Genomic DNA, 26,220 nt, shown 5'->3' on the forward strand with positions numbered 1-26,220 from the left:
CGGCTGGACTGTGGGAGGGGGCGAGCGCGGCGCGCCGCGGCGGGGCGCAGCGGGGCTCGCCGCGGCGGGGCGGAGCTGGCCGCGGCGAGGCCGAGCTGGCTGGGCGCGGCGGAGCTGGCGGAGCTGGCTGGACTGGTGGCGGGCGTTGCCGGTCCGCCGCGTGACGGTCAGTCGATGGCGCGGCGGCCGGAGAAGGCGCGACCGAGGGTGATCTCGTCGGCGTACTCGAGGTCTCCGCCGACGGGGAGCCCGGAGGCGAGCCGGGAGACGGGCACGCCGATGCTCGTGAGGAGCCGGCTCAGGTACGAAGCCGTGGCGTCTCCCTCGAGGTTCGGGTCAGTCGCGACGATGACCTCCTTGACCTCCCCCGACTCGAGCCTGGCCAGGAGCGTGCGGATGTTCAGGTCGTCCGGACCGATGCCTTCCATCGGATTGATGGCGCCGCCCAGCACGTGGAAGAGGCCGCTGAACTCGCGGGTGCGCTCGATGGCGGCCACGTCCTTCGGCTCCTCGACGACGCAGATGACGGTGCGGTCGCGACGCGGGTCGCGGCACACGTTGCACTCGGGCCCCTCGCTGACATTGCCGCAGACGGTGCAGAACTGCACTCGCTCGCGGACGGTGGCGAGGATCTGCGCGAGCCGCGACACGTCGAAGGACTGAGTCTGCACGATATGGAACGCAATGCGCTGCGCGGACTTGGGACCGACGCCGGGCAGGCGCCCGAGCTCGTCGATGAGGTCCTGGATGATGCCTTCATACATGGCTCAGTTGCTCCGACCTTCGGATGATGATGCACGCACGGCTCAATAGCCCCCGTCTTCAGGTGGTGGTGGTGCGGAGAAGTCGTCCTCAGGCGGCAGCTCGGCGGCCTCCGGCTCGGGCACGATGATGTCCTCGCCGATGAAGCGTGCGCCGAGGCGCTCGCGCACGATGGCCTCACCGTAGCGCTCGACGCCGGGAATCACGGGTGCACTCGCGACGCGCTGCGTGCGCTTCGGGGCTGGCGGTGCCGCGGGAGCCGGCGCCCCGTCGACCGGTGCCGCCTGCACCGCGGGTGCTGCGCTCGAGGTGGCCACCGCACTCGGGGCGGATGCTGCGGGCACGCGAGGCGTCGAGCTCGCGTCCGAGGCAGTGCCGGACCCGGGGATGGCCGCGGTCGCCCATCCAGAACCGGGGCCGTCGTCGGGAGCAGACTCCTGCCCGGGGATCCTCGCGACGGTCCAGTTGAGGCCGCTCGACGAGGACGAAGCCTTCGACGGAGAGGGCGTGGATACGGGCTCGGAGGACGCCGCGGTCGCGGTCGGTGCAGCCGTGGGCTGTTCTCGCGGGGCGCGGGTGGCGCGGGTCTCCGCCGCTCGTGCTTGGGCTGGAGCTGGTGCCGGGTCGGGCTCCGCTGGTGCTGGCGCCGGCTCGTCGGCGCGGCTGGGAGCCTGGCCTCCTCCTGGAGCCCCGGCACCGCCCGCTCCGCCCGGTCGCTGCGGCTGGAATTTGACGGTGATGCCGAACATCTCCTGGATGGCGGTGCGCAGCACGGCGCTCGGCGCGTCAGCGGCACCCCGCTCGCCGCGGAACTGATCGAGCACGGCGCGCGACGGCACCTCGAAGACCAGCAGGTCGCCGATGAGGTCGCGCGGGTGCACCGACTGAGCGACGCTCCAGGCGTGTGTGCCGCCGAGGTCGCGCATACGCTCAAGCAGCGTCGGCCAGGCGTCGCGCAGCTGCGCGAACACGGGGGGCTCAGCGGATGCTCGCGCCGCCGTGGCGTGCGGAACAGGACCAGGCCCGGAAACCTCGCCAGATGCGGGTCCCTGCCCGGCGGTGAGGTCCGGTGTCGAGACGGCAGCCGGCGCGGACTCGGCTTCAGGTTCGGGTTCGGGCGCTGACTCCGCGACGGGCGGAGCGGCTGGCTCGTCCTCGGCAGGGGCGTCTGCGCTGGCAGGCGCTTGGCCGTCGAGGGGCGCTTCGGCCTCGGCGCTCCGACCGGGAGCGGCGTCGGGCTCGGAACCCTGGCTCGCTTCGCTGACAGGAGAAGGCGTGGAATGCTCCTCGACTGGCGCGGAGGGAGACCCCGTTTCCACGGCCGAATGTGCCGTGGGCTCGGCCGGTGGCAGCACCACCGGGGCCGGAGCAGGTGCAGGTGCGGGTGCTTCTGGGGCCGGCGAGGCCGAAGCCGCCGCTGGAGTCGTTTCCGAGCCGGAGGCCACCCCAGAGCTCGAGGTGCCCCCAGAGCCCGGGGTCGCGGCGGCCCAGGACGCGGCGGCGAGACGCGCCGCGGATGCCGTGTCGGGTTCCCCGGCGGCAGACTCAGCAGCAGCGGCAGCGGGTGGCGTCGCGGCCTCGCTCGGCGCATGGTCGGCAGGCTTCGGCTGCTGCGACGGCTGCTGTGCGTGGGCTGCGGCTGGCTCGGGGCCTGAAGCGGAGCCGGACTTTGAGGCAGGCGAGGCCGCCTGCGGAGCTGCGGCAGGAGCATCCGCGGACGCCGACATGGCGGAACCAGTCGTCGGCGCAGCGGCACCCGAGGCAGCAGGGGCGGCGACACGCATCGGCGACGTGCCCGGCGCGTCCGCCACCGCGAGCAGCGTGCCGCTGTCGATGAAGTCGGCTCGCGATGCGACGAGGATACGTGCGACGAGCAGCTCGAGGTGCAGCTTCGGCGAGGTCACCCCGCTCATGTCGGTGAGAGTCTCGTTGACGAGGTCGGCGATGCCCGTGAGCGCGGCTGGCGAGAATCGACCGGCCTGGACGCGCAGCGCCTCGACCTCATCCGCTCCGAGCCCGCGAAGCACTGCCCCGGCACCTGGACCCGTCGCCTTGGCGACGATGAGGTCACGCAAGCGCTCGAGCAGGTCCTCGACGTAGCGGCGAGGGTCTTGCCCGGATTGGATGACGCGGTCGACCGCCGTGTAGGCGGCGGCAGGGTCGGCGTCGGCGAACGCGTCGATCGACTCGTCGAGCAGCTCCTGGCCGGTGAAGCCGAGGAGGGCAGCGGCGCGCTGGTAGCCGAGGAGACCCGTCTCGGAGCCCGCGATGATCTGGTCGAGCAGCGAGAGCGTGTCGCGGGCAGAACCGCCGCCGGCGCGCACGACGAGGGGCAGCACGCCGGGCTCGGCGGTGACGCCCTCGCTGGTGCAGAGCTCTTCGACGTACTCGAGCATGAGGGCAGGCGGGATGAGCCGGAACGGGTAGTGGTGCGTGCGCGAGCGGATCGTGCCGATGACCTTCTCGGGCTCGGTCGTCGCGAACACGAAGCGCACGTGCTCCGGCGGCTCCTCGACGACCTTGAGCAGGGCGTTGAAGCCTGCCGAGGTCACCATGTGCGCCTCGTCGATGATGAAGATCTTGTAGCGGTCGCGGCTCGGCGCGAGGATGGCGCGCTCTCGCAGCTCGCGAGCGTCTTCCACGCCACCGTGGCTGGCGGCGTCGATCTCGAACACGTCGAGCGAGCCTCCGCCATCGCGGGCGAGCTCGACGCACGACTGGCAGACACCGCACGGGGTGTCGGTCGGCCCCTCCGCGCAGTTCAGGCAGCGGGCGAGGATGCGCGCGGAGCTCGTCTTCCCGCACCCTCGCGGGCCGGAGAACAGGTAGGCGTGATTGACACGACCGGTGCGCAGCGCGGTCATGAGGGGTTCGGTGACCTGCGACTGCCCGATCATCTCGGCGAAGTTCTCAGGCCGATAGCGGCGGTACAGGGCTGTGGCCATGCGCACCATCGTAGACGGCACCACCGACATCGGGCGCGCCGCGACCGCTCCCTGTCCGCACAGTCCGACTCCCAGCGCGAGCTGACCCCATCCCTGCCAGCCAGGTGGCCCCGAAGCAGCGCCGCTTCCGAAATCGCTGCCAGCCAAGTACCCCTCCAGCGCCACCCCTAAGGGGTAAATCGGCTGGCAGCGATTCCTCCACGACGACGCGGCGGCGCGGGGCGCGGGGCGCGGGATGCGGAAAGCCGTGATCGGAAGGGCAAGGGCAAGCTGGTCCGAGTCAGGCCCCGCCAGGCCGAACCGCGCCGCGCCGGGTCAGGCCGCGTCGCGTAGGGGCCGGCCGAGCCGGGTCGGGTCGGGTCGGGTCGGGTCGAGTCGAGTCGAGTCGAGTCGAGTCGAGTCGAGTCAGGCCCCGCCAGGTCGGGCCGCGCCAGGCCAGGCCCCGCCAGGCCGAACCGCGCCGCGCCGCGTAGGCCCCGCCAGGTCGGGCCGCGCCGGGTCAGGACGCGCCGCGCCAGACCGGGCCGCGTCGAGTCAGGCCGAGTCGAGCCGCGTCGGGTTGGGCCGCGCCGAGTCAGGCCGAGCCGAGGCGGGTCAGGCCGCGCCAGGCCAGGCCGAGCCGCGTCAGCCCAAGGCTCAGGCGATCGCAGCCAGGCTCTGCCGCGCGATCTCGAGCTCCTCGTTGGTCGGCACGACCAGCACCTCGATGCGCGAGTCGTCCGCCGAGATGCGGCGAGCATCCCGCGACGACGACTCGTTGCGCTCGGGCGACAGCTTCACGCCGAGCCATTCGAGGCCCTCGAGCACGTCGGCGCGCAGCTGGGCGTCGTTCTCGCCGATGCCGGCGGTGAAGACGATCGCGTCGGCTCCCCCGAGCAGCAGCATGTAGGCGCCCAGATAGTGGCGGATGCGGTGCGCGTAGACGGCGAGACCGAGCTGAGCGCGCTCGTCGCCCGAATTCGCCTTCTGCCGGACATCGCGCATGTCGCCGGAGCCCGTGAGCCCGAGCAGCCCGGACTTGCGGTTCAGGAGGTCGTCGAGCTGGTCGATCGTGTAGCCGCCGCGACGCGACAGGTGCACGAGCACGGCCGGGTCGAGGTCGCCGGTGCGGGTGCCCATGACCAGGCCCTCGAGCGGCGTCATGCCCATGCTCGTCTCGGCGGAACGGCCCCCATCGACGGCGCACATGCTGGCGCCGTTGCCGATGTGCAGCACGATCGTCTTGAGGCCCGCCAGGTCACGCCCGAGGAAGGCTGCGGTCTCCTCCGAGACGAACTTGTGGCTCGTGCCGTGCGCGCCGTACTTGCGCACCCGGTGCTCCTTGGCGACGGCCGCATCCAGTGCGTACAGCGACGAGGCCTCGCTCATGGTCGTATGGAAGGCCGTGTCGAAGACTGCGACGTGCGGCGTCTCCGCGAAGACGTCACGAGCTCCGACGATGCCCTCGAGGTTGGCCGGGTTGTGCAGCGGGGCGAGCGGGATGAGGTCCTCGATGTCCTGCAGCACCTTACCGTCGATGACGGCCGCGTCGAAGAATCGGCGCCCGCCGTGCACGACGCGGTGCCCCACGACGACCGGCGGGAACTCGGCGAGGCTCGGGCCGTGCTCCTCGAAGCCCTCGAGCATGGCCTCGAAACCGCGCGTGTGGTTGGGGATGTCCGCCTCGCGCGCGAAGGTCTCCCCCCCGGTCTTGTGCGTGACGCTCGCGACGCTCTCGCCTATGCGCTCCACGAGGCCGGACGCGAGCGTCTCCTCGCGGTCCATGTCGATCAGCTGGTACTTGAAGGAGGACGAGCCGGAGTTGACGACCAGGACGATGCTCATGAGCACCCTTTCTCGAGACCCGCGAGGGGCGGGCGGGACGTGAGGCGGATGCTCCTAGGAGCGCTGCGCCTGGATCGCCGTGATGGCGACGGTGTTGATGATGTCGGAGACGAGCGCGCCTCTGGAGAGGTCGTTGATGGGCTTGTTCAGACCCTGCAGGATCGGCCCGATCGCGACAGCTCCGGCGGAGCGCTGCACCGCCTTGTACGTGTTGTTGCCCGTGTTGAGGTCGGGGAAGATGAACACCGTCGCTCGGCCGGCGACCTGGCTGCCTGGCATCTTCTTGCTCGCGACCGCCGCATCCGTCGCCGCGTCGTACTGGATCGGCCCCTCAACGGGCAGCTCCGGCATGCGCTCGCGCACGATGCCGGTCGCGGTGCGGACCTTGTCGACGTCGGCGCCGGACCCCGACTCGCCAGTCGAGTAGGAGAGCATCGCGACTCGCACGGCGATGTCGAACTGGGTGGCCGTCTCAGCGGAGGAGATGGCGATGTCGGCGAGCTGCTCTGCCGTCGGGTCGGGGTTGACGGCGCAGTCGCCGTAGACGAGCACGCGGTCGGCGAGGGCCATGAGGAAGACGCTCGAGACGACGGAGACGCCCGGTTTGGTCTTGACGATCTCGAAGCCGGGGCGGATGGTGTGGGCCGTCGTGTGGGCGGCCCCTGAGACCATTCCGTCGGCGAGGCCGAGGTGCACCATGAGCGTGCCGAAGTAGCTGACGTCGCGCACGCGCTCGGTCGCGGCCTCGATCGTGACGCCCTTGTGCGCCCGAAGCCGCGCGTATTCCTCCGCGAAGCGGGCGACATAGTCGGGGTTGCTCGTGCTCAGCACGTGAGCGGCCGAGATGTCGACGCCGAGGGCGGATGCTCGGCCACGCACCTCGGACTCCTCGCCGAGGATCGTGATCTCGGCGACCTCGCGCGCCAGCAGCGAGCCTGCTGCCACGAGGATGCGGTCGTCGCTCCCCTCCGGCAGGACGATGTGCTTGCGGTCGGAGCGGGCCCGGTCGAGGAGCGTGTTCTCGAACATGAGGGGCGTCACGACGAGCGACGGCTTGACGTTGAGGAGCGCGACGACCTCGATGGCCGGGATGTGCTGCTCGAACTTGGCGAGTGCGAGGTCGATCTTGCGGCGCGAGATGCCCGCGGCGGCGAGGCGTCCGCGCGTCTGCATGATGCGCTGAGCCGTGTCGTAGGTGCCGAAGTTGGTGCGGATGATCGGCACCTCGACGTTGAGGCCGTTGATGAGGCGCTCGATCGCCGGTGGGAACTCGAAGGGGCCGTTGACGACGATGCCCGTCAGCGACGGGAAGGTCTCGGCTCGCTGCGCGAGGAGCACGGCGAGGAGCACCTCGGTGCGGTCGGCCGCGATGACGACGACAGCACCCTCCTTGAGGCGCTCGAGGACGTTCTGCATGGACATGCCCGCGAGCACGATGCCGAGGACCTCGCGACCGAGGAGCTCGCGGTCGCCGTAGACGAGCTCGCCGCCGACCGCATCCAGGAGCTGCGACAGCGACGGAGCCATGAGGAGGGGCGTCTCGGGGATCGCCCACACGGGCACCTTGTGACCGAGCTCACGCAGCGCGCGCTCTGCGACGGCGGCACGCACCTCTTCCGTGGCGTGCTCGTCGGCGCGGTTGATGGCGATAGCGAGCAGCGTCGCGTGCGCCGCGTCGAGCTCGGGGAGGGTGACCTCCAGCGCCTGCGCCAGCTGCTCCGGCGTGCGCGGCTGCCCCTTGTCGGCGTCGAGGCCGGTCAGGACGAGCAGGACCGGCGCGCCGAGGTTCGCGGCGACGCGAGCGTTGAAGCCCAACTCGGCCGGGTTGCCGATGTCGGTGAAGTCGCTGCCGACGATGACCACGGTGTCGCAGCGCCGCTCGAGGGCCCGGTATCGGGTGACGATGCGCGACAGCGCCTCATCAGGGTCGGCGTGCACGTCGTCGTAGGTGACGCCGAAGCCCGACTCGTACTCGAAACCGCGGTTCTGCGGGTCGAGCTGTGAGAGCAGGAGCTCGAGGATGTCGTCTCGCGCCTCAGCGCTCTGCACGATGGGTCGGAACACGCCGACCCGGCCGATCGACCGGCTCAGGGCACTCACCACGCCGAGCGCGATAGCTGACTTGCCAGAGTGACCCTCTGATGACGTGATGTAGATGCTTGTCCCCACGTCAGGCAATGGTAGTCGGGTGCCGAGTCAGCGGGCTGTCGTGATCCTGCCAATTCGAACCGCCCCGGATTCGCGTCTCGCTCCCGTCGCGCTATGATGGTCGACGGCTCCTCGCGTGGCGCCATCCAGGCCAACTCCCCCAGGGCGGAAACGCAGCAAGGGTAACCGGGCTCTGGCGGGTGCGCGGGGGGTCTTTTCTTTTCCCGGGTCTCTCCCCTGCGGCTCCGGCTTCCTCGGCCCCTCGATCACCGGTCGACGCGGTCGCTCGCAGATCGCCCGCCGCGAACGCTGGCCGTGAACTCAGGCTGACCGGCTTGACTGCAGGCATGAGAATTGCAGTCATCGGTGGAAATGGTCAGATCGCACGCCTCCTGACAACCCAGCTCATCGAGCGCGGTCACCGCGTCACGAGCGTCATCCGCAACCCGGACTACGTGGACTCCCTCAAGGAGCTCGGCGCGGACCCGGTGGTCGCCGACCTCGAGCAGAGCACGGCGACCGACCTCGCCAAGCAGCTCGGCCATGTGGATGCAGTCGTCTTCGCCGCAGGCGCTGGCCCTGGCAGCTCCGCGGAGCGCAAGCTCACGCTCGACCGCGACGGCGCGATCCTCTCGGCGGATGCCGCCGAGATCGCGAACGTGCGCAGGTTCGTCGTCGTCTCCGCCATCGGCACGGATACGTTCGACCGCGACTCCGACGACGTCTACCAGGTGTACCTGCGGGCGAAGAGCGAGGCCGACGCCGACATCCGCGCCCGCAGCGCGAAGCTCGACTGGACGATCGTGCGACCCGGCGGCCTCACCGACGACGAGCCGACTGGCCACGTCAAGGTGGGCGAGCAGGTCGAGCGCGGCAGCATTCCTCGTGCGGACGTGGCGGCGGTGATCGCGGCCCTGCTGGTTCGCCGCGTGGGCATCCACAAGCAGTTCGAGGTCGTGTCGGGTGACGACGAGGTGGGCGAGGCAGTCAAGAACCTGTAGCCCGGGTGCGCCTCGCGGGCTCGCCGCGGGTCGATTTGGCGCTCGCGTTCACGAACGGTCGCCAGACCCGCTATGCTCTTTCGAGGTGAGCGCCTGGCGCTCCCGTGGAGGATTCGCCTAGTGGCCTATGGCGCACGCTTGGAAAGCGTGTTGGGTGAAAGCCCTCAGGGGTTCGAATCCCCTATCCTCCGCCATGTGCACGAAAGCCCCGACCAGGGATTCCAGGTCGGGGCTTTCGTCTTTGCCGCTGTCGTGATGCCGCAGTCTCCCCGGGCCTTCCTCGCCGTCTGCCTTCTCACCGACCGCTTTCGCGCCGCCGACGCACATCCCCCTCACCCGCCTCCCGAAGCTGCGAGCCGGGCACATCCGGTCGACAGAAGCACCTTCCAGACGGAGCGATGCTGCATCTTCCCCACTTCTGCGAAGGATGTGGGCGCGTCTGGCGCGATCCGCGACGGATGCGGTGGGGCGGCCGGGCAGAGCAGGACGAGCAGGCCAGCCGTTCGGGGACGCGAAGAGGGCGCCACCCGAAGGTGACGCCCTCTTCACGAAGAGCTCAGTGAGCTACTAGGCCTTCTTGGTCGCCAGGCGGCGGGCGACGAGCACGCCAGCGCCCGTAGCGAGCGCGAGGAGACCGATGCCAGCTGCGCCGAATGCGTCTTCCGCACCCGTCGTGGCGAGCTCAGGCGACTTGTGGCCCGTGCTGGTGCCTCCGCCATTGCCGACGGGGACCGTGGTGACCGTGGGTGCCGTGGTCGGCGCGGTCGTGGTGCCCGGCGTCGCCTCGGCGATGAGGAACGTGAACGTCGCGGAGAGACCGCTCGACTGCGAGAGCGTCACGGTGTACTCACCGAGGGGCAGCGGGGTGCCCGACTGGTTAATGAGGACGCCCGGGTAGCTGCCGTCTTCACCGACGACGGAGTCATCGGTGGGGTCGACCTGGACCGAGGAACCGTCCGGGGAGGTGACCGTGAGGTCGAGCGCGAGACCCGGCGTGAAGTTCTGCGCCGTGTACGTGATGTCGTCCGTGGGGAGGAAGCTGTCTGCGTTCGCGTAGGCGAGCGGAGCCTCGACCGTGGGGGTCGGCGTGGCGGTCGGCGTGCTGGTCGCCGTCGGGGTCGCCGTGGGCGTTGCCGTCTCAGTGGGCGTTGCCGTCTCGGTCGGCGTTGCCGTCTCGGTCGGCGTTGCCGTCTCGGTCGGCGTCGCGGTCTCGGTCGGCTCTGGGCTCGACTCTTCAGCCACGGTGAAGCCGAACGTCACGACGTTCTGCGCGGGCCCGGACGCGTCGGTGTAGTCCTGCGTGATCTCAACGCTGTAGTCGCCCACAGGGAAGTCCTGGGTCGAGATGAGCTCGCCGCTGTAGTTGCCGTCGCCATCGACGTCCCATGCGGAGTCGCCGCTCGGCGGGACGGAGACCGTCGAGCCGTCGGGCAGCGTGAGCGTGATGCTCGCGAGGGCGACATCAGGAGCGAGCCCCGTGAGGACGTACGTGATGTTCTCGTCGGGCGTGAAGCTCGACTTCGTTGCCTGCCCCGTCGCCTCGGACGCGGCGGACGTCTCCGCGGGAGTCGTGGTCTCGACGGGAGGGGTGGTCGTTGCTGCGAACGCAGGGGCGGCGGTCAGCACGGCACCGCCGGCGAACACGCCGAAGGCGATCGCGAACGCGGACGCGCGCTTGCGCGACGGAGAGAAGAATGAGGAAGCCATAACCAAATCTTGGCCTGACTCACAGGTCATGTCCAGAAGGTTGCGAAGGAACCTGGCGAAATCGAGCTTGATTCGGTTCAGCCTTCGACACTAAAAGTGCTGATCAGAGGCCCCTTAGCCGTCCAAGTCTGGACCGGTTTCCTGATCGGGGACTTCTCCCCAACTACGTGAGAAAACATAGATATCAGCGGCGATACACAGAAAGCGGGGCTGGAGCCCATCGGCCCCAGCCCCGCTCATCGCAGGTCGCGCTGCTGTCAGCTCTCGCGTCGGCGACTCAGGAAGCGCGCGCCAGTGACGGCCGCAGCACCGAGGCCGAGGACAAGCAGGCCGATGCCAGCCGCACCGAAGGCGTCTTCCGCACCGGTGGTCGCGAGCGACTTGCTCTGCGCCTTGCCCTTGGTGTCGGCGCTTCCACCGCCACCGTTGCCAGTACCGTTACCACCATTCCCAGCCGGGGCCGAGGTCGAACTCGGCGACGTGCCGCCCGTGGCGGGAGTCTCGCCGGTGACAGCGAAGGACGCCGCAGCAGTCTGCTCTTCGGCAGGCGCGACCGCATCCTGCTCGAGCTCGACAGCTGCTGGAGACTCCGTGGACGCCGTCAGCTCAGACTCGTCCTGGACGATGAGCGGCACCGCGCGGGCGGAGTCGGCGGCGGGAGCGCCGGTCTCCTCCCCAGCCGCGGGACTGATGGTCGTGAGCGTGATGCCGTAGTCGCCAACAGCCCAGGCCGCGTCGTACGTGATGATGCCGGCGTAGTTCCCGTCTGCATCCGGCGTGATCGGCTCGGCCGATTCGAACTCAGCGGAAGTGCCATCTGGGAGCAGGAGCGTGAGGCCAAGCTCGACGCCTGGCGTGAAGCCGGTTGCGACGTAGGTGATGCCTTCTGCGGCCTCTTCCTGCGTGTAGCTGGCCTGCTCGGTCGCCACAGCGGGAGCCGCGACCGGGGCTTCAGTCTCGGTCGGGGAGGGCGTCGCCGTCTCGGTCGCAGTCGGGGCGACACTGGCGGTCTCCGTCGGCTCGAGCGTGGGCTCCTCGGTGAGCGTCGGCTCAGGCGCCTCCGTGGCCGTCTCGGTCGGCTCAGGAGTTGCCGTCTCGGTCTCCGTGGGCTCGGGAGTTGCCGTCTCGGTCTCGGTCGGCTCAGGCGTAGCCGTCTCGGTCGGAGCAGGCGTCTGCGTAGCTGCAGGCGCGACCGCAGCGAAGGCCGTCGACGCCTGGACACCCTCGGACTCGTAGAGCACGACGGAGTAGTCACCCTCGGCCCAGGCCTCGTCGCTCGTCAGCTCTGCACTGACGGCGCCGGAGGCGTCGACCTCGTGCGACGCGGTGCCCCATGACCAGTTGGTCTGGCCTTCAGGTCCGACGACGCGCACGTAGACGAGGTTGCCCGGCGTGAAGCCCGAGCCGGTGACCGTGACGCCGGACGCGTCTGCGGCGATGGATTCCTCGGAGACAGAGGCGGAAGCCGTGCTCGTGTCGCCGTCGACACTCGCATCGACCTGGTCGCCGTTCGCAGCGAACGAAGGCGCGGCCGTGACTGCGACTCCACCGGCGACGACGCCGAAGGCGATGACGAGGGCCGTGGTGCGAGCGCGAGCGCTCTTGAAGGTGTCGGAAAGCATGAGGGGACGCTAACACGGCGGATTATTGTGCGTCGAGGCCGAAATCGGGTCAAGCGACACGCGGAAAGTTCCTGATTCTCGTCAACACACCAGTCACATTGGTCACACTGACCTCAGGAATCGCACCTTCAACAGGGGTTTTCTCACAAACAGGAACGAGGCACCGCATCCAGGAACTGGATGCGATGCCTCGTGAAAAAAGTTCCTTCGGCGTGTCGGAACACACCGCGCAGAACCGCTGCGGGATGACTACTTGACGGTCACCGAAGCGCCGGCAGCCTCGAGGGCGTCCTTTGCCTTGTCAGCAGCTTCCTTGTTGACGCCCTCAAGAACGGCCTTCGGAGCACCGTCGACGAGTGCCTTCGCCTCACCGAGGCCGAGGCTCGTGAGTGCGCGCACCTCCTTGATGACCTGGATCTTCTTGTCGCCAGCGCCCTCGAGGATGACGTCGAACTCCGTCTTCTCCTCCTCTTCGGGTGCGTCTGCTGCTGCTGCAGCAACGCCTGCAACTGCAACGGGAGCAGCAGCGGTGACCTCGAAGGTCTCCTCGAACGCCTTGACGAACTCGCTGAGCTCGATGAGCGTGAGCTCCTTGAATGCTGCGATGAGCTCTTCAGTCGTGAGCTTTGCCATGTTTTTTCTCCTTGTGTGTTGTTCTAGCCGCGAGATCCCGTAGGACTAGTTCGCGGACTCCTGCTTTTCGCGCAATGCCTCGACCGTGCGAACAGCCTTGGCTGCAGGCGCGGTGAACAGGTATGCGGCACCGAACAGCGAGGCCTTGAAGGCGCCGGCAAGCTTGCCGAGCAGAACTTCGCGGGACTCGAGGTCGGCGAGCTTGTTGACCTCTTCTGCACTGAGGGGGTTTCCGTCGAAGAAACCGCCCTTCAGGACAAGCTGAGGGTTGTCCTTGGCGAAGGTACGAAGACTCTTCGCGACTGCGACGGGGTCGCCGTGCACAAACGCGATTGCGCTCGGGCCGGCCAGCTCGTCGTCGAACGCGGTGATTCCGGCGTTGTTCGCCGCAATCTTCGTCAGCGTGTTCTTCACCACGGCGTAGCTTGCGTGCTCACTGATCGAGCGACGCAGCGTCTTGAGCTGCGCAACAGTGAGACCGCGGTACTCAGTCAGCAGGACGGCGGTCGAGTTCTGGAACAAGTCCTGAAGCTCGGCAACAGTTGCTTCCTTGGTCGCCATGGCACTCCTCTCTCTCTTGCACGTGCATGACGTTTGTCATTCACGCACCGCAGGCGCATCTTCGATGCACAACACACAAAAAAGCTCCGGTCGCAGGTGGACCGGAGCTAAGAGGATGCGCTTGCGCGCAGAGCAGATCTGCTTCGTTCACCTGCGCGGGACGTTCTTGCGAACCTTCGTTCGTGTGCGTTCTCACGCACAACGAAGACCTGCGGTCTTGGGCTTCCGAAAGAGTACATGCTCGCGCGGCGATCGTCAACGCGAGTCGCGGAGACTCTTGATGAGGAGGCTGGCGCTGGGGTGAGAACGCTGACCCTCGACGGCATACAGCTCGGTGCGGGGCGAGCCGAGCAGCGGGCGCACGACCACCCCCGGCATGTGAAATCGGGCCACCGACGCCGGCAGGATCGAGGCTCCGACGCCCGCCGCGACCAGGCCGAGAACCGTCTCCTGGTGCACGACGCTCTGCACGATGCGCGGCACAGCCTGGGCTCCCCCGAGCCAGGACATGACGGCCGAGACGAAGCCGGGCATGAGCTCGAACGGGAAGAGCACCACCGCCTTCTCGTGAAAGCTCCCGGGTGCGACGACCGCCTCGTCGGCAAGTGGGTCACCCGCCGGGAGCACCGCCACCAGGTCCTCCCCCTCGAGCAGGATGGCGCGGAGGCCGGGAACGGCGAGTGGGTCGCGGAGGATTCCGACGTCCAGCTCGCCTTCCAGCAGGAGCGTCACCTGCTCGGCGCTCGTGAGGGACCGCGGCTCGAGCTGGATGCGCGGCCTGAGCAGCTGGAACGCCCGCAGCCCCCTGGGCAGCACGCTGTAACTAGCCGAGCTCACGAAGCCGATGCGGAGCCTTCCGGCCGCCCCCGCTGCGACGTCCCCGAGGTCAGAGACGGCCCCGTCCAGATCGTCGAGAACTGCTCCGACTCGCTGTCGGAACATCCGGCCGGCCGCAGTGAGCGAGACGCTCCGCGTCGTCCGCTCGAACAATGCCACGCCGAGCTCCTCCTCGAGCTTGCGGACGGCGACGGTCAACGGGGGCTGCGTCATGTGGAGACGTGCCGCAGCACGACCGAAGTGCAGCTCGTCGGCGACGGCGACGAAGTACCTGAGCTGGCGCAGTTCCATGACTTCCATTCGTGACGCATATCAAATGCTCTGCAAATGATATTGGACACATACGAACCGCGGTGGCCTACTGGAGGTCGAGCACCATTCGAGCACCACTCGATCAACCTCGCAGGGAGCGGATATGACCGACACGATCGTCATCGGCGCGGGACTCGCCGGCGCAGCAGCCGCCTGGCATCTCGCCCAACGCGGACACCATGTGACCGTTCTCGAGCGGACGACCCCGGCGAACGAGCACGGCAGCTCCCACGGCTCCGCTCGCATCTTCCGGTACGCGTACCCGGAGCAGACCTACACCGACCTCGTCGTGCGGTCGAAGGCGGGCTGGGACGAGCTGCAGCGTGTCAGCGGCACGCAGCTCATCCGCCCGACCGGCGCACTCGACCACGGGAACATCCGCGACCCCGCGGGCCTCGCGGCCGTGCTGGAAGTCGCAGGCGTCGAGCACGAGCTCCTCAGCGCCGAAGCGGCCAAGCAGCGCTGGCCGCAGTTCCGGTTCGAGACCGACGTGCTCTGGCATCCGGGGGCCGGAGTTCTCGACGCTGGCGGGACCGTCGACGCGCTCCTGGCCGCCGCATCCGCAACCGGGATGCTCGAGCTGCGCACCTCGTGGCCCGTCGCCCGCGTCGAACGCACCGGCAGCGGCTACCGCGTGCATTCGGCCGACGGATCGACGCTCGACGCGGACAGCATCGTCGTCGCCGCCGGCGGCTGGCTCCCGTCGCTCCTCGGAGAGCTGTCGCTGCCGACCGCGTTCCTCGACCAGTTCCCGAAGCTCGAGGTGCGCCAGGAGCAGGCGTACCACTTCCCCTACCTGGATGATGCGGACTCTGGCCCCGATGCCGCCCCCTGGCCGACCTTCATCAGCAAGTCGCGTCAGCTGCAGACCTACGGGCTACCCGGCGGACGCGACGCCGACTGGCGAGGGCAGAAGGTCGCGCAGTTCAACGGCGGCAAGATAATCGACTCCGCACTCGCACAAGACGGCATCGTGGATGCGGCCAACCGCCGCGCGCTCATCGCGTATGCCGAGAAGTTCCTCCCAGGCGTGCGGCCGGAGCCGTTCGCCGAGACGACCTGCCTGTTCACGACGACACCGAGCGAGGACTTCGTGATCGACCGGGTCGACAACCTCGTGGTACTTTCGGCCTGCTCTGGCCACGGCGGGAAGTTCGCTCCGCTGCTCGGGGAGCTCGCCGCCGACCTGCTCACCGGAGCGGGCACCGTTCCCGATGAATTCCGCATCGCCGCAACGACAGGAGCCGCAGCATGACCACGACCACGACCACGTCGAACGCCGCTCACCCGAGCTCCGTGTCGGCGCTCATGCGCGAGATCGAGCACCTCGGGCGCGACCGGACGCGGGGCGGCTACAGCAGGCCCGTGTACTCGCATCCCGAGTTCGAGCTCCGCGAATGGTTCCTCGCCGCAGCCTCGGCCCGCGGGCTCGACGTCGAGATCGATGCCAACGGCATCATCTGGGCCTGGTGGGACCGCCCAGACGGCAACCGCTCCGGCGCTCTCATCACGGGCAGCCACCTCGATTCTGTTCCAGGGGGCGGCGCCTTCGACGGACCCCTCGGGGTGACGGCGGCCCTCGCCGCCGTCGACCTCCTCCGCAGCGAGGGCCGCCAGCCCACCGTCGCCATCGCCATCGCTGTATTCCCGGAGGAGGAGGGCTCTCGCTTCGGCGTGGCCTGCCTCGGCTCCAGGCTCCTCACGGGCGCCATCGACCCGGACCGGGCCCGGTCACTGCGGGATGCGGACGGCACGACCTTCGCGGAAGCGTCGGCCTCGGCCGGCTTCGACCCCAGGTATCTCGGCCCAGACCCCGCGAGAGTCGCGCAGTTCAGCGCCTTCATCGAGCTGCACGTCGAGCAGGGCCGCGGCCTCATCGACCTCGCCGGCCCCGTAGCGATCGGCTCATCGATCCTCGGCCACGGCCGCTGGCGAGTGAGCTTCACAGGCCAGGGCAACCACGCCGGAACAACGCTCATGGCCGACCGGCGCGACCCCATGGTCGCCGCAGCACGGCTGATCGTCGGCATCGAGGAGATCGCCCGCACCGTGCCGGGCGCCCGCGCAACCGTGGGTCGACTCGAGCCTGTCCCGGGCGGGACCAACGTCATCGCGTCCCGGGTCGACGCGTGGCTCGACGTGCGCCACCCGGACGACGACCTGACCGCTGCACTCGTTGAGCGCATCCGCACTCGAGCAAGCGAGGTGGCAGCCGAGCAGGGCTGCGAAGCAGTGCTCGTCGAGGAGTCGCTCTCGCCGACCGTGTCGTTCGACGCGAACCTCCGCGACACGCTCCAGCGCGCACTCCCCGAGGCGCCGGTGCTCGACACTGGAGCCGGCCACGATGCCGGAGTGCTCGCGGCGCACCTACCCACCGCCATGCTCTTCATCCGCAACCCGAGCGGCATCTCGCACTCCCCGGAGGAATACGTCGAAGACGCGGACGCCGACCACGGCGCGCGGGCGCTCGCGACGGCGATCATGGCAACCTCGGCAATCTCGCACTGACGTGCCGTGGCTGCACGACCTCGACTGACGTGCGTGGCCGACGGGGCGACGCGCCGGGAACTTCCGCGGCAACGGCGCCTGGTACCGAATCTGTCGGTGGTGTGGGGAGGAGTAGCAGCCTCTTTTCTTCCGACAGACGGCACTCCCTGCCGGATCTGTCGGTGGTGTGCGAAAGAATAGCCAGATGGTCATGTTCCGCCCGAGCCACGACGTCGACGAGACGTCCTGGTTCGGCGAACCCAGGATCGAAACCAAGACAGCACCGAAGTCGCGGCGGCGAGACCGCGAGCTCTACGGCCCCGCCGCGCTCGTCGACTACGTGGCGCCGCCCGCGCCGATCCTGCAGGAGCAGCCGCGCACGAGTGGTGGACTCACGGAGGTCACCGCTGAGCCGCTGCCGCGCTTCTACACCTCAGAGACCCGGCCCGCATCAGAAGCATCCCCGCTCTCGGCAAGCGAGGTAGGCGTCTGGCGCGCCCACGTACCGGCCTCCGCCGAGACCGCCGCCATCGAGCTCCCGGCAACCCGCGAGGTCGCGGCAATGAGCGCCCACCTCCTTCGAGTGCTCGCCGACTCCAACGACCGCGCGGTCTGGCTCAAAGCCCGCTCCGACGGCGTCACCGCAACCGACGCGGCGCGACTCGCGACCCCCTCCTCGGTCAAACAGGTCGTCAAGGACAAGGTCATGGGCACCTCCTTCAACGGCAACGCGTACACCGACTTCGGCCGGCAGCGCGAGCCGGAGATCGCCAGGTGGGTCATGGAGCGCCACGGCATTCCCGCGAGCGGCCTCCTCTTCCACGCCGAGGCGTCGAAGAGCCACCTCGCGACCCCCGACGGACTGCACTGCGACGAGGAAGGACGCATCCTCCTCGCCGAGATCAAGACCACCAACAAGGTCTGGAAGCGCATCCCCCGCTCGTACATGCGGCAGATCTGGTGGCAGCAGTACGTGCTCGGCGCCGAACGGACCCTCATGGTCTGGGAGCGGCACCAGGACTTCATCGTCGTCGACCGCGAGCCGAAGTTCGTGTGGATCGACCGCGACGAGGCCGAGATCGCGAAACTCGTGACGCTCGCCAACGAAGTCCTCAAGGACGTCGAGAAGTACCGGGGCGAGTTCGCGCAGTACTCCTCGGGCAACGCTCCGCCGTTCCAGGGATATGGCAACACGCACAGCAGCAGCGACTACACGCAGTCGTTCTACGACGCCGAGACCTACGCGTAGCCAGCAGCCACATAAGTGGGGCTCACATCCCCCGAGAGTCTCGCCTTCTGGGAGAGTCTCCCCTTCCGCGAGAGAATGGCGCGTATGACTGACGCCTCCGACCTCCAGCCCACCTCCGACACGATGCGCGCCGCCCTCCTCACGGGCATCGGCGGGCCCGAGATGATGCAGCTCGGCGAGACGCCCGTCCCGCTCACGCTCAACTCGGACACGCTCGTGCGCGTCAAGGCGGCGGGCGTCAACCCCATCGACGGCAAGACCCGTTCAGGCGCCGGCGCGTCCAAGGCGATCTCGAGCTTCCCCTCGACCCTCGGCGGCGAGTTCTCCGGGGTCGTCGTCCGCGCCCCCTACGAGCTCGCGCCTTTCCAGCCCGGCGATGAGGTCTACGGGATGCTCCTCTTCCCGCGCTACTCCGGCGCGTACGCCGAGTACGTCTCCATCCCGTTCATGAGCCTCGCGAAAAAGCCCGAGAACCTGTCGTTCATCGAGGCCGGCGGCGTTCCGCTCGCGGTACTCACCGCCTGGGCCGCAGTGGTGGAGGCCGGGGGCGTCTACACCGGACAGCGGGTCCTCATCCACGCCGGCGCGGGCGGCGTCGGCCACTTCGCCGTGCAGCTGGCGAAGTACTACGGAGCCCACGTCATCACCACGGCGTCCGAGCGCAACCACGACTGGCTGCGGGAGCTCGGCGCAGACCAGGTCATCGACTACCGCTCAGAGCGCTTCGAGGACGCCATCGCCGAGCCAGTCGACGTCGTCATCGACCTCATCGGCAACGTGAGGGATCAGACGGGGACCCGCTCGCTGCGGGTGCTGCGCGACGGCGGAACACTCATCAACGTGCCAACGGGCAGCTACCCGGAGCTCTTCGAAGAGGCCGCGGCCGAGAACCGCGGCATCGTCGCGTCGACCCTCAAGCTCTCGCCAGAAGGGCGCATCCTGCAGACCATCACGCAGCTCTTCGAGCAGGGCGCCCTGCAGACGCACGTCGACCGCGTCTTCCCCCTCGCCGAGGCCGGAGCTGCACAGGAGCTCATCGCAGAGGGCCACGTGCGCGGCAAGGTCGTCCTCGACATCGACGCCTAGTCCGGCGGGCACCGGCCGCCGTCAGGCCACGCTCTCCGCGAGCTCCAGCAGGTGGGCGCGCGTGAGCGCGGCCGCCGCTGGTGCGTCCTGCGCAGCGATCGCGTCGACGATACGGGTGTGGACGAGGTGGTCGGCGTCACTGCCGAACTCGCTGCGAAGGCGCAGCATGCCGATCATCGCCTGCCTGCTGCGAGGCGCGAAGCCCTCGAAGAGCTCCGAGAGGATCTCATTGTGCGCCGCGGCGACGATGCTGCGGTGCAGAGCGGTATCCGCATCCACATGCGCCTCGATGCTCGATCGCTGCGCGTCGCGAGCATCGGCGGCCCGCCTCATCGCGAGCAACTCCTCGCTCGTGCGGCGCTCCGCGGCGAGCGAGGAGGCCTCGACCTCGACCGCGATGCGCGCTTCGATCACCGTCTGGATATCTGCACGCAGCAGCACAGCGTCCAGTGCCTCCGGGGCGTCCAGCGCAGTCACGAAGACGCCAGCGCCCTGCCTGGTGGTGAGCACGCCGCTCCCCGCGAGTTGGCGGATGGCCTCGCGAATGGTCGACCGTCCGACTCCGAGTTGGGGTGCAAGCGTCGTCTCCCCGGGGAGCTTCTGGCCGAGTTCCCACTCGCCTGCCCGAATGCGCTCGAGCAGCAGCTTGGCCGCCTGCGCGGCGAGTGGTTCACGGTGGAGGGTGCTCATGCTCCCATCATCTCGCACTCCCGCAACTCGTCTACTTGTCTGCTTATCTACTTGTCTGAGGAGTTGTGGTAGCTTCTCTCGCATGCCGCGCACTCCACTCACGCTTCTCTGCCACGGCGGGACCTCGCCTGACCGGTCCCCCGCCGTGGAGCTGAGACGCGCGCCGGTCGTCACGCTCGCACGACAACCAAGGACACGACCATGCACAGCAGCGCATCCCGGATCTCTGCCCCAACCGGCCCGATCCCGAACAACGCACCGCACTGGAACCGCCAGCGCCACTCGCAGATGCCATCGCACCGATACCGCGACGTGTACTCGCGAGTGGAGGTGCCCCTGACGGAACGCGACTGGCCCACACGCCGACTCACGGCAGCGCCCCTCTGGGTGCCAGTCGATCTCCGCGACGGCAATCAGGCCCTGTCGGAACCGATGGACCCAGACCGCAAGCGGGTCTTCTTCGAGCTCATGATCCGCATGGGCTACAAGGAGATCGAAGTCGGCTACCCCTCCGCCTCGCAGACGGACTACGACTTCGTGCGTCGAATCGCGACAACCGACATCGCACCGGAAGACGTCACGATCGTCGTGTTCACGCCAGCGCGTCGCGACCTCATCCAGCGCACAGTGGACTCGATCCAGGGAATCAGGAACCCCGTCGTCATCCACCTCTACACCGCCACGGCGCCGGCCTGGCGCGATGTTGTCCTCGGGAAGAGCAAGCAGCAGCTGAAAGAACTGATCTTGGCCGGGGGAAGAGATGTCCTCGAGCTCGCCGGCCACCTGCCCAACGTCCGATTCGAATTCTCGCCAGAGGTGTTCAACCTCACAGAACCCGACTACGTGATCGACATCTGCGACGCCATGACAGAGCTCTGGACGGCAACCCCGGAGCGGCCGGTCATCCTGAACCTCCCCGCCACGGTGGAGGTCGCGACCCCGAACGTCTACGCGGATCAGATCGAGTACATGCACAAGCGCCTCGCGAGGCGCGACTCCGTGATCCTCTCCGTGCACCCCCACAACGACCGTGGGACGGGAATCGCCTGTGCCGAGCTCGCGATGCTCGCCGGTGCGCAGCGAGTGGAAGGCTGCATCTTCGGCAACGGTGAGCGCACCGGCAACGTCGACATCGCAGTCCTCGCATTGAACCTGCACGCGCAAGGCATCGACCCGATGATCGACTTCTCGGACATCGACGAGGTTCGGCGAACCGTGGAGTACAGCAACCGCCTCGAGATCCACCCGAGGCACCCCTACGCAGGAGACCTCGTCCACACCGCCTTCAGTGGGACGCACCAGGACGCCATCAAGAAGGGACTCGCCGAGCATCGCTCCCGCGCCGCCCTCGACCTGCGGCCAGAACGCGAAACCGAGTGGCGCGTGCCCTACCTGCCGATCGACCCCGCCGACATCGGGCGCAGCTACGACGCCGTCATCAGAGTCAACTCGCAGTCAGGCAAGGGCGGCATCGCCTACCTGCTGGAGGCCGACTACGGCATCGAACTCCCCCGACGCCTGCAGATCGACTTCGCCAGACGCGTCCAGGAGCATGCCGATACCAATGGCCTGGAAGTCGGGGCGGCACAGCTGCTCGAGCTCTTCGAGCGCAGCTACCTGCGCGTCGAGACGTCGGGCCTGGAATTGCTCGACTTCAGCGTCGAAACCCGTGACGATGTCGCGCGCACGCGCATTCGCGTGAGTGTCGACGACATCGAGCACACCGGCATGTACGACGAGCTCGGGCCCGCAGAGGCCGTCACCCAGCTCCTCGCCGGCGCGGGAATCTCCGTCGACATTCGCTCGCTCCACCAGACAGCGCTCGGTGCGGGCAACAGCAGCGATGCCCTGACGCTCCTGGAGTACAACGACTCGTCAGGCGCACACTGGGTCGCCGGCCGAGACCGGTCGGTGCTGTCGGCAACCGTGCAGGCGATCCTGAGCGCGGCACGACGCCAGCTCGCAGCGCTCGAACGCGCGTAGCCTCCGCCGCGGGAAGCCAAGAACGGCCCAGTCCGAAGACTGGGCCGTTCTCGCGTGGCGGATGCGGGGCATCCACCTGAGCTGTGCAGCTCGCGGCAGACTAGATCGCGTTGACGTCCAGCGGGATGCCGGGGCCGAAGGTGGTCGAGACGACAGCCTTCTGGATGTAGCGGCCCTTCGAGCTCGACGGCTTGAGGCGAACGACCTCGTCGAGAGCTGCGCGGAGGTTCTCGCCGAGCTGCTCCGACGTGAACGCCGACTTGCCGACGATGAAGTGCACGTTGGAGTGCTTGTCGACGCGGAACTCGATCTTTCCGCCCTTGATCTCGGTGACTGCCTTGGCCGGGTCGGTCGTGACCGTTCCGGTCTTCGGGTTCGGCATGAGGCCACGGGGTCCGAGGACCTTTCCGAGGCGTCCGACCTTGCCCATGAGGTCAGGGGTGGCGACCGCGGAGTCGAAGTCGGTCCAGCCGTCTGCAACGCGAGCGATGAGCTCGTCGCCGCCGACCTCGTCAGCACCAGCAGCGATAGCCGCCTCTGCCTTGTCACCCGTCGCGAAGACGATGACCTTGGCCGTCTTGCCGGTGCCGTTCGGCAGGCTGACGGTTCCACGAACCATCTGGTCAGCCTTGCGAGGGTCTACACCCAGGCGAAGAGCGACCTCGACGGTGCTGTTGAACTTGGACGAGCCGGTCTCGCGTGCGAGCTCGACGGCCTCGGCGAGACCGTAGAACTTGTCCTCGCCGATCTTCTCTGCCGCGGCACGGTATGCCTTGGACTTAGCCATGTTGTTCTCCTTCAAGAGTTGCGGTTGCGAGCCTGGCCGGCTCTCCCGCGATGTTCAGTACCGCGCCCGAAGCGCGACGTGTGGTGTTGGGAGCGGGAAGGCCTTAGCCCTCGACCGTGATTCCCATGGAGCGAGCCGTACCGGCGATGATGCGCGACGCCATGTCGATGTCGTTCGCGTTCAGGTCGGACTGCTTCTGCTCGGCGATCTCGCGGACCTGGGCGGCGGTGAGCTTGCCGACCTTGGCCGTGTGAGGCGTCGGGGAGCCCTTCTTGACGCCGGCAGCCTTCTTGATGAGCTCGGCAGCAGGAGGGGTCTTCAGGATGAAGGTGAACGAACGGTCTTCGTACACGGTGATCTCGACGGGGATCACGTTGCCACGCTGCGACTCGGTAGCCGCGTTGTAGGCCTTGCAGAACTCCATGATGTTGACGCCGTGCTGACCGAGCGCGGGGCCGATAGGAGGAGCCGGGTTAGCGGCGCCAGCCTGGATCTGCAGCTTGATCAGACCCGAGACCTTCTTCTTGGGTGCCATGTCTTTTCCTTCTTTCGATTCGAACTCCGCGCTGATGCGCGGCGCTCTCCCGGTGGCCCGGCGGTTCCGGACTCCGGTGGTTTCTGAGGGCAGCAGCCCTATTGGAGCGAGATCTAGAGCTTCGTGACCTGGTCGAAGCTGAGCTCGACCGGCGTCTCTCGCTCGAAGAGCGACACGAGCACGGTGAGCTTGCCGCTCTCGGGCTTGATCTCGCTGATCGAACCGGTGAGCCCCTCGAAGGAGCCCTCCTTGATCGTGATGGTCTCGCCGATCTCGAAGTCGATCTCTGCGATGGGCTGGCGCTTCTGGAGGCCAGCCTGACCCGAAGCGTTCGCCTTCGCGGGTGCTTCAGCGACTTCGACCAGACTCTTCAGCATCTCAAATGCTTCGTTGAAGCGCAACGGGGTCGGGTTGTGGGCGTTGCCCACGAAGCCGGTCACACCCGGGGTGTGACGGACAACCGACCAGCTGTCCTCGTTGAGCATGAGGCGAACGAGCACGTATCCGGGGATGCGGACGCGCGTGACCATCTTGCGCTGGCCGTTCTTGATCTCGACCACGTCTTCCATGGGGACTTCCACCTGGTAGATGAAGTCGCTCATGTTCATGGACTCAGTGCGCTGGTGAAGGTTCTGCTTCACGCGACGCTCGAAGCCGGCGTAGGTGTGGATGACGTACCACTTGCCCGGCTTGAGGCGCAGCTCGCGCTTGAAGGTCTCGTACGGGTCGACGTCCGGGTCTTCCTCGAGAGCCTCGACCTCTTCGTCCTCGGTCGCGGCAGCCGCGGCGGCCTCTTCCTCGCTCGTGTCGATCTCGAGGACATCGTTGACGATCGCGTCGACCTCGGGGTCGACGACGTCAGCGCCTTCTCCGTCGTCGAGGTCTTCCTCGGTCACGACTTCGTCGGACTCTTCGATCTCGTGGGCCGCGTCGAACTCTGCGTCGATGTCGCGGTCACCCTCCTGGGCCTCTACGACTTCGGAGTCCTGCTCCAGGGCGGTCTCGTAAAGACCGTTCGGGTCGGCGACGTTCGGGTCTGACACGATTCCTCATCTCGATTCTGTGATGCTGGGCTGCTCGCCCGTTGTCGGTGGAGGCCTGTGAGCCGGTGGAGAGCTTGGCGCGCTCCGGCTACTCCGTCGGGACCGGCGTCGCGGCCGGCTCGCTCGGGAAGAACGAGCTTCCCTGACCGAAGACCCACGAAGCGCCCCACCCGAAGAGCAGGTCGAGCACCGTGACGAGCGCCATCATGAAGATGACGAAGACGAGCACGACGCCCGTGAACTTGAAGAGCTCGGCCCGGGTGGGCGTGACGACCTTCTTGAGCTCGCCCATGACCTGTCGGAAGAAGAGAGCGATACGGCCGATGATGCCGCGCTTCGGCTCGGAGCCTCGCTTTGACTCGGCGACGTCTGTCGCCTCATCTGACTTGCTTGGACTCACGCGCTCTCCCTTTCGATGGTTGAGACCTTCGATGGTGGGCCCCGTAGTGGGTGCGTTCAGCACCGAAATGCAGGGCGGACAGGACTCGAACCTGCAACCTGCGGTTTTGGAGACCGCTGCTCTACCAATTGAGCCACCGCCCTTTGCGTGAACACCGGATGCGTGCATCCGTTCACCCTGATACCGTCTGCAGCCGTTCCATAGGGAACAGTTTCAGGCGCGGTTCAGTATGTCGCTTTCGGCAACCAGGAAAGCATACGACAGGTGCCACACGGAAGTCCAACGCGGGCGCAACTCGCTGACGAGGCGTGGCCGCCGGACCTAGACTCAGGGCCATGGTTTCCGACTCACGTCTCTCCCCTCGCATCGCCGCGATCGCCGAATCCGCAACCCTCAAGGTCGACGCGAAGGCCAAGGCCCTCAAGGCCGCTGGCCGGCCCGTCATCAGCTACGCAGCGGGCGAGCCCGACTTCCCAACTCCGCAGCACGTGGTCGACGCCGCCCTCGTCGCCGTGAGCGACCCCAAGAACCACCGGTACACGCCGGCACCCGGCCTGCCGGAACTCCGCGAGGCCATCGCCGAGAAGACGAAGCGCGACTCGGGGTGGGATGTCCCCGCCTCGCAGGTCATCGTCACGAACGGCGGCAAGCAGGCCGTCTACCAGGCCATCAACACCGTGGTCGGCGCAGGCGACGAGGTCATCCTCCCCGCCCCGTACTGGACCACGTACCCCGAGGTCATCCAGCTCGCGGGAGGCACCACCGTTCCCGTGTTCGCCGGTGCCGACCAGGAGTACAAGGTCACCGTCGACCAGCTCGAAGCCGCACGCACCCCCGCCACGAAGGCGATGCTCTTCGTCTCGCCGTCGAACCCGACCGGTGCCGTCTACTCCGAGGCCGAGACGCGCGCCATCGGCGAGTGGGCCGCTGAGCACAGCATCTGGGTCATCGCCGACGAGATCTACCAGAACCTCACGTACGACGGCGTCCGCGCAGTGTCCATCGTCGAAGCGGCCCCAGCGGTCGCCGACCGCACGATCCTGGTCAACGGCGTTGCGAAGTCGTTCGCGATGACCGGGTGGCGCGTCGGATGGATGGTCGGCCCCATCGACGCCATCAAGGGGGCAGGCAACCTGCAGTCGCACCTCACGAGCAACGTCAACAACATCGCGCAGCGAGCCGCACTCGCCGCGCTCACCGGGCCGACCGAGCCCGTCGAGCAGATGCGCCTCGCCTTCGACCGCCGCCGCACGACGATGGTCGAGGAGCTGAGCAAGGTCAACGGCTTCCGCGTGCCGACGCCAGAAGGTGCCTTCTACGTATACGCCGACGTGCAGCAGCTCATCGGGAAGGAGATCGAGGGGCGCCAGATCAACTCCTCGCTCGACCTCGCCGACCTCATCCTCGACGTGGCCGAGGTCGCGGTCGTGCCAGGTGAGGCGTTCGGCCCATCCGGCTACCTGCGCCTCAGCTACGCGCTCGGCGACGACGCGCTCCTCGAGGGCGTGCAGCGCCTGCAGAAGCTCTTCGCGGGCGTCGAGCTCTAGCGAGCCCGCGCCCGAAGCCGGCGCCAGCAGCCGCGCGTCCCCGAACCCGCGCATCCGCTTC

General features: G+C 68.1%; 21 protein-coding genes, 2 tRNA genes and 1 other RNA gene. 9 read left to right on the top strand and 15 right to left on the bottom strand.

Annotated elements, in window-relative coordinates:
* Positions 1-167: 167 nt before the first annotated feature.
* The 4 genes from recR to pta form a co-directional block, all read right to left on the bottom strand.
* Positions 168-764, bottom strand: a complete 597-nt coding sequence (gene recR, locus GV007_RS12280) for a recombination mediator RecR (RefSeq protein ID WP_068476612.1) — start codon at positions 762-764, stop codon at positions 168-170.
* 42 nt (positions 765-806) lie between these two features.
* On the bottom strand, positions 807-3,707 hold the full coding sequence (locus GV007_RS12285; protein ID WP_160072953.1) for a DNA polymerase III subunit gamma and tau: 2,901 nt from the start codon (positions 3,705-3,707) through the stop codon (positions 807-809).
* Positions 3,708-4,343: 636 nt separating this feature from the next.
* On the bottom strand, positions 4,344-5,531 hold the full coding sequence (locus GV007_RS12290) for an acetate/propionate family kinase (protein ID WP_160072955.1): 1,188 nt from the start codon (positions 5,529-5,531) through the stop codon (positions 4,344-4,346).
* A 54-nt stretch (positions 5,532-5,585) separates the two neighbouring features.
* Positions 5,586-7,700, bottom strand: a complete 2,115-nt coding sequence (pta, locus tag GV007_RS12295) for a phosphate acetyltransferase (protein WP_104330458.1) — start codon at positions 7,698-7,700, stop codon at positions 5,586-5,588.
* Between the two features lie 102 nt (positions 7,701-7,802).
* On the opposite strand from pta, the gene ffs reads away from it, so the two are divergent.
* The 3 genes from ffs (at position 7,803) to GV007_RS12310 (ending at position 8,874) form a co-directional block, all read left to right on the top strand.
* An RNA gene (gene ffs, locus GV007_RS12300) (signal recognition particle sRNA small type) lies at positions 7,803-7,899 on the top strand.
* A gap of 127 nt (positions 7,900-8,026) precedes the next feature.
* Complete coding sequence (locus GV007_RS12305; RefSeq protein WP_160072957.1) at positions 8,027-8,680, top strand: SDR family oxidoreductase; 654 nt, start codon at positions 8,027-8,029, stop codon at positions 8,678-8,680.
* Positions 8,681-8,786: 106 nt separating this feature from the next.
* Positions 8,787-8,874 (top strand) — tRNA-Ser (locus tag GV007_RS12310).
* Between the two features lie 373 nt (positions 8,875-9,247).
* Here GV007_RS12310 and GV007_RS12315 read toward each other — a convergent pair.
* From GV007_RS12315 to GV007_RS12335, 5 genes are all read right to left on the bottom strand, one after another.
* The gene (locus tag GV007_RS12315) at positions 9,248-10,387 is read right to left on the bottom strand and encodes a hypothetical protein (RefSeq protein ID WP_160072959.1); all 1,140 of its coding nucleotides are present in this window, start codon (positions 10,385-10,387) and stop codon (positions 9,248-9,250) included.
* Positions 10,388-10,644: 257 nt separating this feature from the next.
* Entirely contained in the window at positions 10,645-12,009 is a 1,365-nt protein-coding gene (locus GV007_RS12320) for a hypothetical protein (RefSeq protein ID WP_160072961.1), read from the bottom strand.
* Positions 12,010-12,258: 249 nt separating this feature from the next.
* Positions 12,259-12,642, bottom strand: a complete 384-nt coding sequence (gene rplL / locus GV007_RS12325; RefSeq protein WP_104243228.1) for a 50S ribosomal protein L7/L12 — start codon at positions 12,640-12,642, stop codon at positions 12,259-12,261.
* A gap of 45 nt (positions 12,643-12,687) precedes the next feature.
* On the bottom strand, positions 12,688-13,203 hold the full coding sequence (gene rplJ / locus GV007_RS12330; protein WP_104243230.1) for a 50S ribosomal protein L10: 516 nt from the start codon (positions 13,201-13,203) through the stop codon (positions 12,688-12,690).
* Between the two features lie 255 nt (positions 13,204-13,458).
* Entirely contained in the window at positions 13,459-14,331 is an 873-nt protein-coding gene (locus GV007_RS12335) for a LysR substrate-binding domain-containing protein (RefSeq protein WP_201297680.1), read from the bottom strand.
* 124 nt (positions 14,332-14,455) lie between these two features.
* On the opposite strand from GV007_RS12335, the gene GV007_RS12340 reads away from it, so the two are divergent.
* The 4 genes from GV007_RS12340 (at position 14,456) to GV007_RS12355 (ending at position 19,174) form a co-directional block, all read left to right on the top strand.
* Positions 14,456-15,607, top strand: a complete 1,152-nt coding sequence (locus tag GV007_RS12340; RefSeq protein ID WP_160072965.1) for an FAD-dependent oxidoreductase — start codon at positions 14,456-14,458, stop codon at positions 15,605-15,607.
* Positions 15,604-16,860 carry an allantoate amidohydrolase gene (locus GV007_RS12345; protein ID WP_160072967.1) on the top strand — a complete coding sequence of 419 codons (1,257 nt, stop codon included), beginning with the start codon at positions 15,604-15,606 and terminating at the stop codon, positions 16,858-16,860. The genes GV007_RS12340 and GV007_RS12345 overlap by 4 nt, the downstream gene beginning before the upstream one ends.
* 184 nt (positions 16,861-17,044) lie before the next feature.
* On the top strand, positions 17,045-18,088 hold the full coding sequence (locus GV007_RS12350) for a YqaJ viral recombinase family protein (RefSeq protein ID WP_236558486.1): 1,044 nt from the start codon (positions 17,045-17,047) through the stop codon (positions 18,086-18,088).
* An 84-nt stretch (positions 18,089-18,172) separates the two neighbouring features.
* Positions 18,173-19,174 carry an NADP-dependent oxidoreductase gene (locus GV007_RS12355; protein ID WP_228503097.1) on the top strand — a complete coding sequence of 334 codons (1,002 nt, stop codon included), beginning with the start codon at positions 18,173-18,175 and terminating at the stop codon, positions 19,172-19,174.
* 21 nt (positions 19,175-19,195) lie between these two features.
* Here the strand turns inward: GV007_RS12355 and GV007_RS12360 are convergent, their stop codons facing one another.
* Positions 19,196-19,864: a FadR/GntR family transcriptional regulator gene (locus GV007_RS12360; RefSeq protein ID WP_160072969.1), complete on the bottom strand. Its 669-nt coding sequence runs from the start codon at positions 19,862-19,864 to the stop codon at positions 19,196-19,198.
* A gap of 201 nt (positions 19,865-20,065) precedes the next feature.
* Here GV007_RS12360 and GV007_RS12365 point away from each other — a divergent pair, with 201 nt between their 5' ends.
* The gene (locus GV007_RS12365) at positions 20,066-21,847 is read left to right on the top strand and encodes a 2-isopropylmalate synthase (protein WP_160072971.1); all 1,782 of its coding nucleotides are present in this window, start codon (positions 20,066-20,068) and stop codon (positions 21,845-21,847) included.
* A 100-nt stretch (positions 21,848-21,947) separates the two neighbouring features.
* Here the strand turns inward: GV007_RS12365 and rplA are convergent, their stop codons facing one another.
* The 5 genes from rplA to GV007_RS12390 all read right to left on the bottom strand — a co-directional run bounded on the left by rplA (position 21,948) and on the right by GV007_RS12390 (position 24,755).
* Positions 21,948-22,634 carry a 50S ribosomal protein L1 gene (gene rplA / locus GV007_RS12370; RefSeq protein ID WP_068482355.1) on the bottom strand — a complete coding sequence of 229 codons (687 nt, stop codon included), beginning with the start codon at positions 22,632-22,634 and terminating at the stop codon, positions 21,948-21,950.
* Between the two features lie 103 nt (positions 22,635-22,737).
* A complete protein-coding gene (gene rplK, locus GV007_RS12375; RefSeq protein ID WP_104243242.1) occupies positions 22,738-23,169 on the bottom strand; it encodes a 50S ribosomal protein L11 in 432 nt (143 codons plus the stop codon).
* A gap of 113 nt (positions 23,170-23,282) precedes the next feature.
* A complete protein-coding gene (gene nusG / locus GV007_RS12380) occupies positions 23,283-24,212 on the bottom strand; it encodes a transcription termination/antitermination protein NusG (RefSeq protein WP_104243244.1) in 930 nt (309 codons plus the stop codon).
* An 88-nt stretch (positions 24,213-24,300) separates the two neighbouring features.
* Entirely contained in the window at positions 24,301-24,612 is a 312-nt protein-coding gene (gene secE, locus GV007_RS12385; RefSeq protein WP_104243246.1) for a preprotein translocase subunit SecE, read from the bottom strand.
* A gap of 70 nt (positions 24,613-24,682) precedes the next feature.
* A tRNA-Trp gene (locus tag GV007_RS12390) sits at positions 24,683-24,755 on the bottom strand.
* Positions 24,756-24,947: 192 nt separating this feature from the next.
* Here GV007_RS12390 and GV007_RS12395 point away from each other — a divergent pair.
* The gene (locus GV007_RS12395) at positions 24,948-26,159 is read left to right on the top strand and encodes a pyridoxal phosphate-dependent aminotransferase (protein WP_160072973.1); all 1,212 of its coding nucleotides are present in this window, start codon (positions 24,948-24,950) and stop codon (positions 26,157-26,159) included.
* Positions 26,160-26,220: the final 61 nt, after the last annotated feature.

The sequence above is a fragment of the Pseudoclavibacter sp. 8L genome (assembly GCF_902506465.1).
Lineage (GTDB): Bacteria > Actinomycetota > Actinomycetes > Actinomycetales > Microbacteriaceae > Pseudoclavibacter.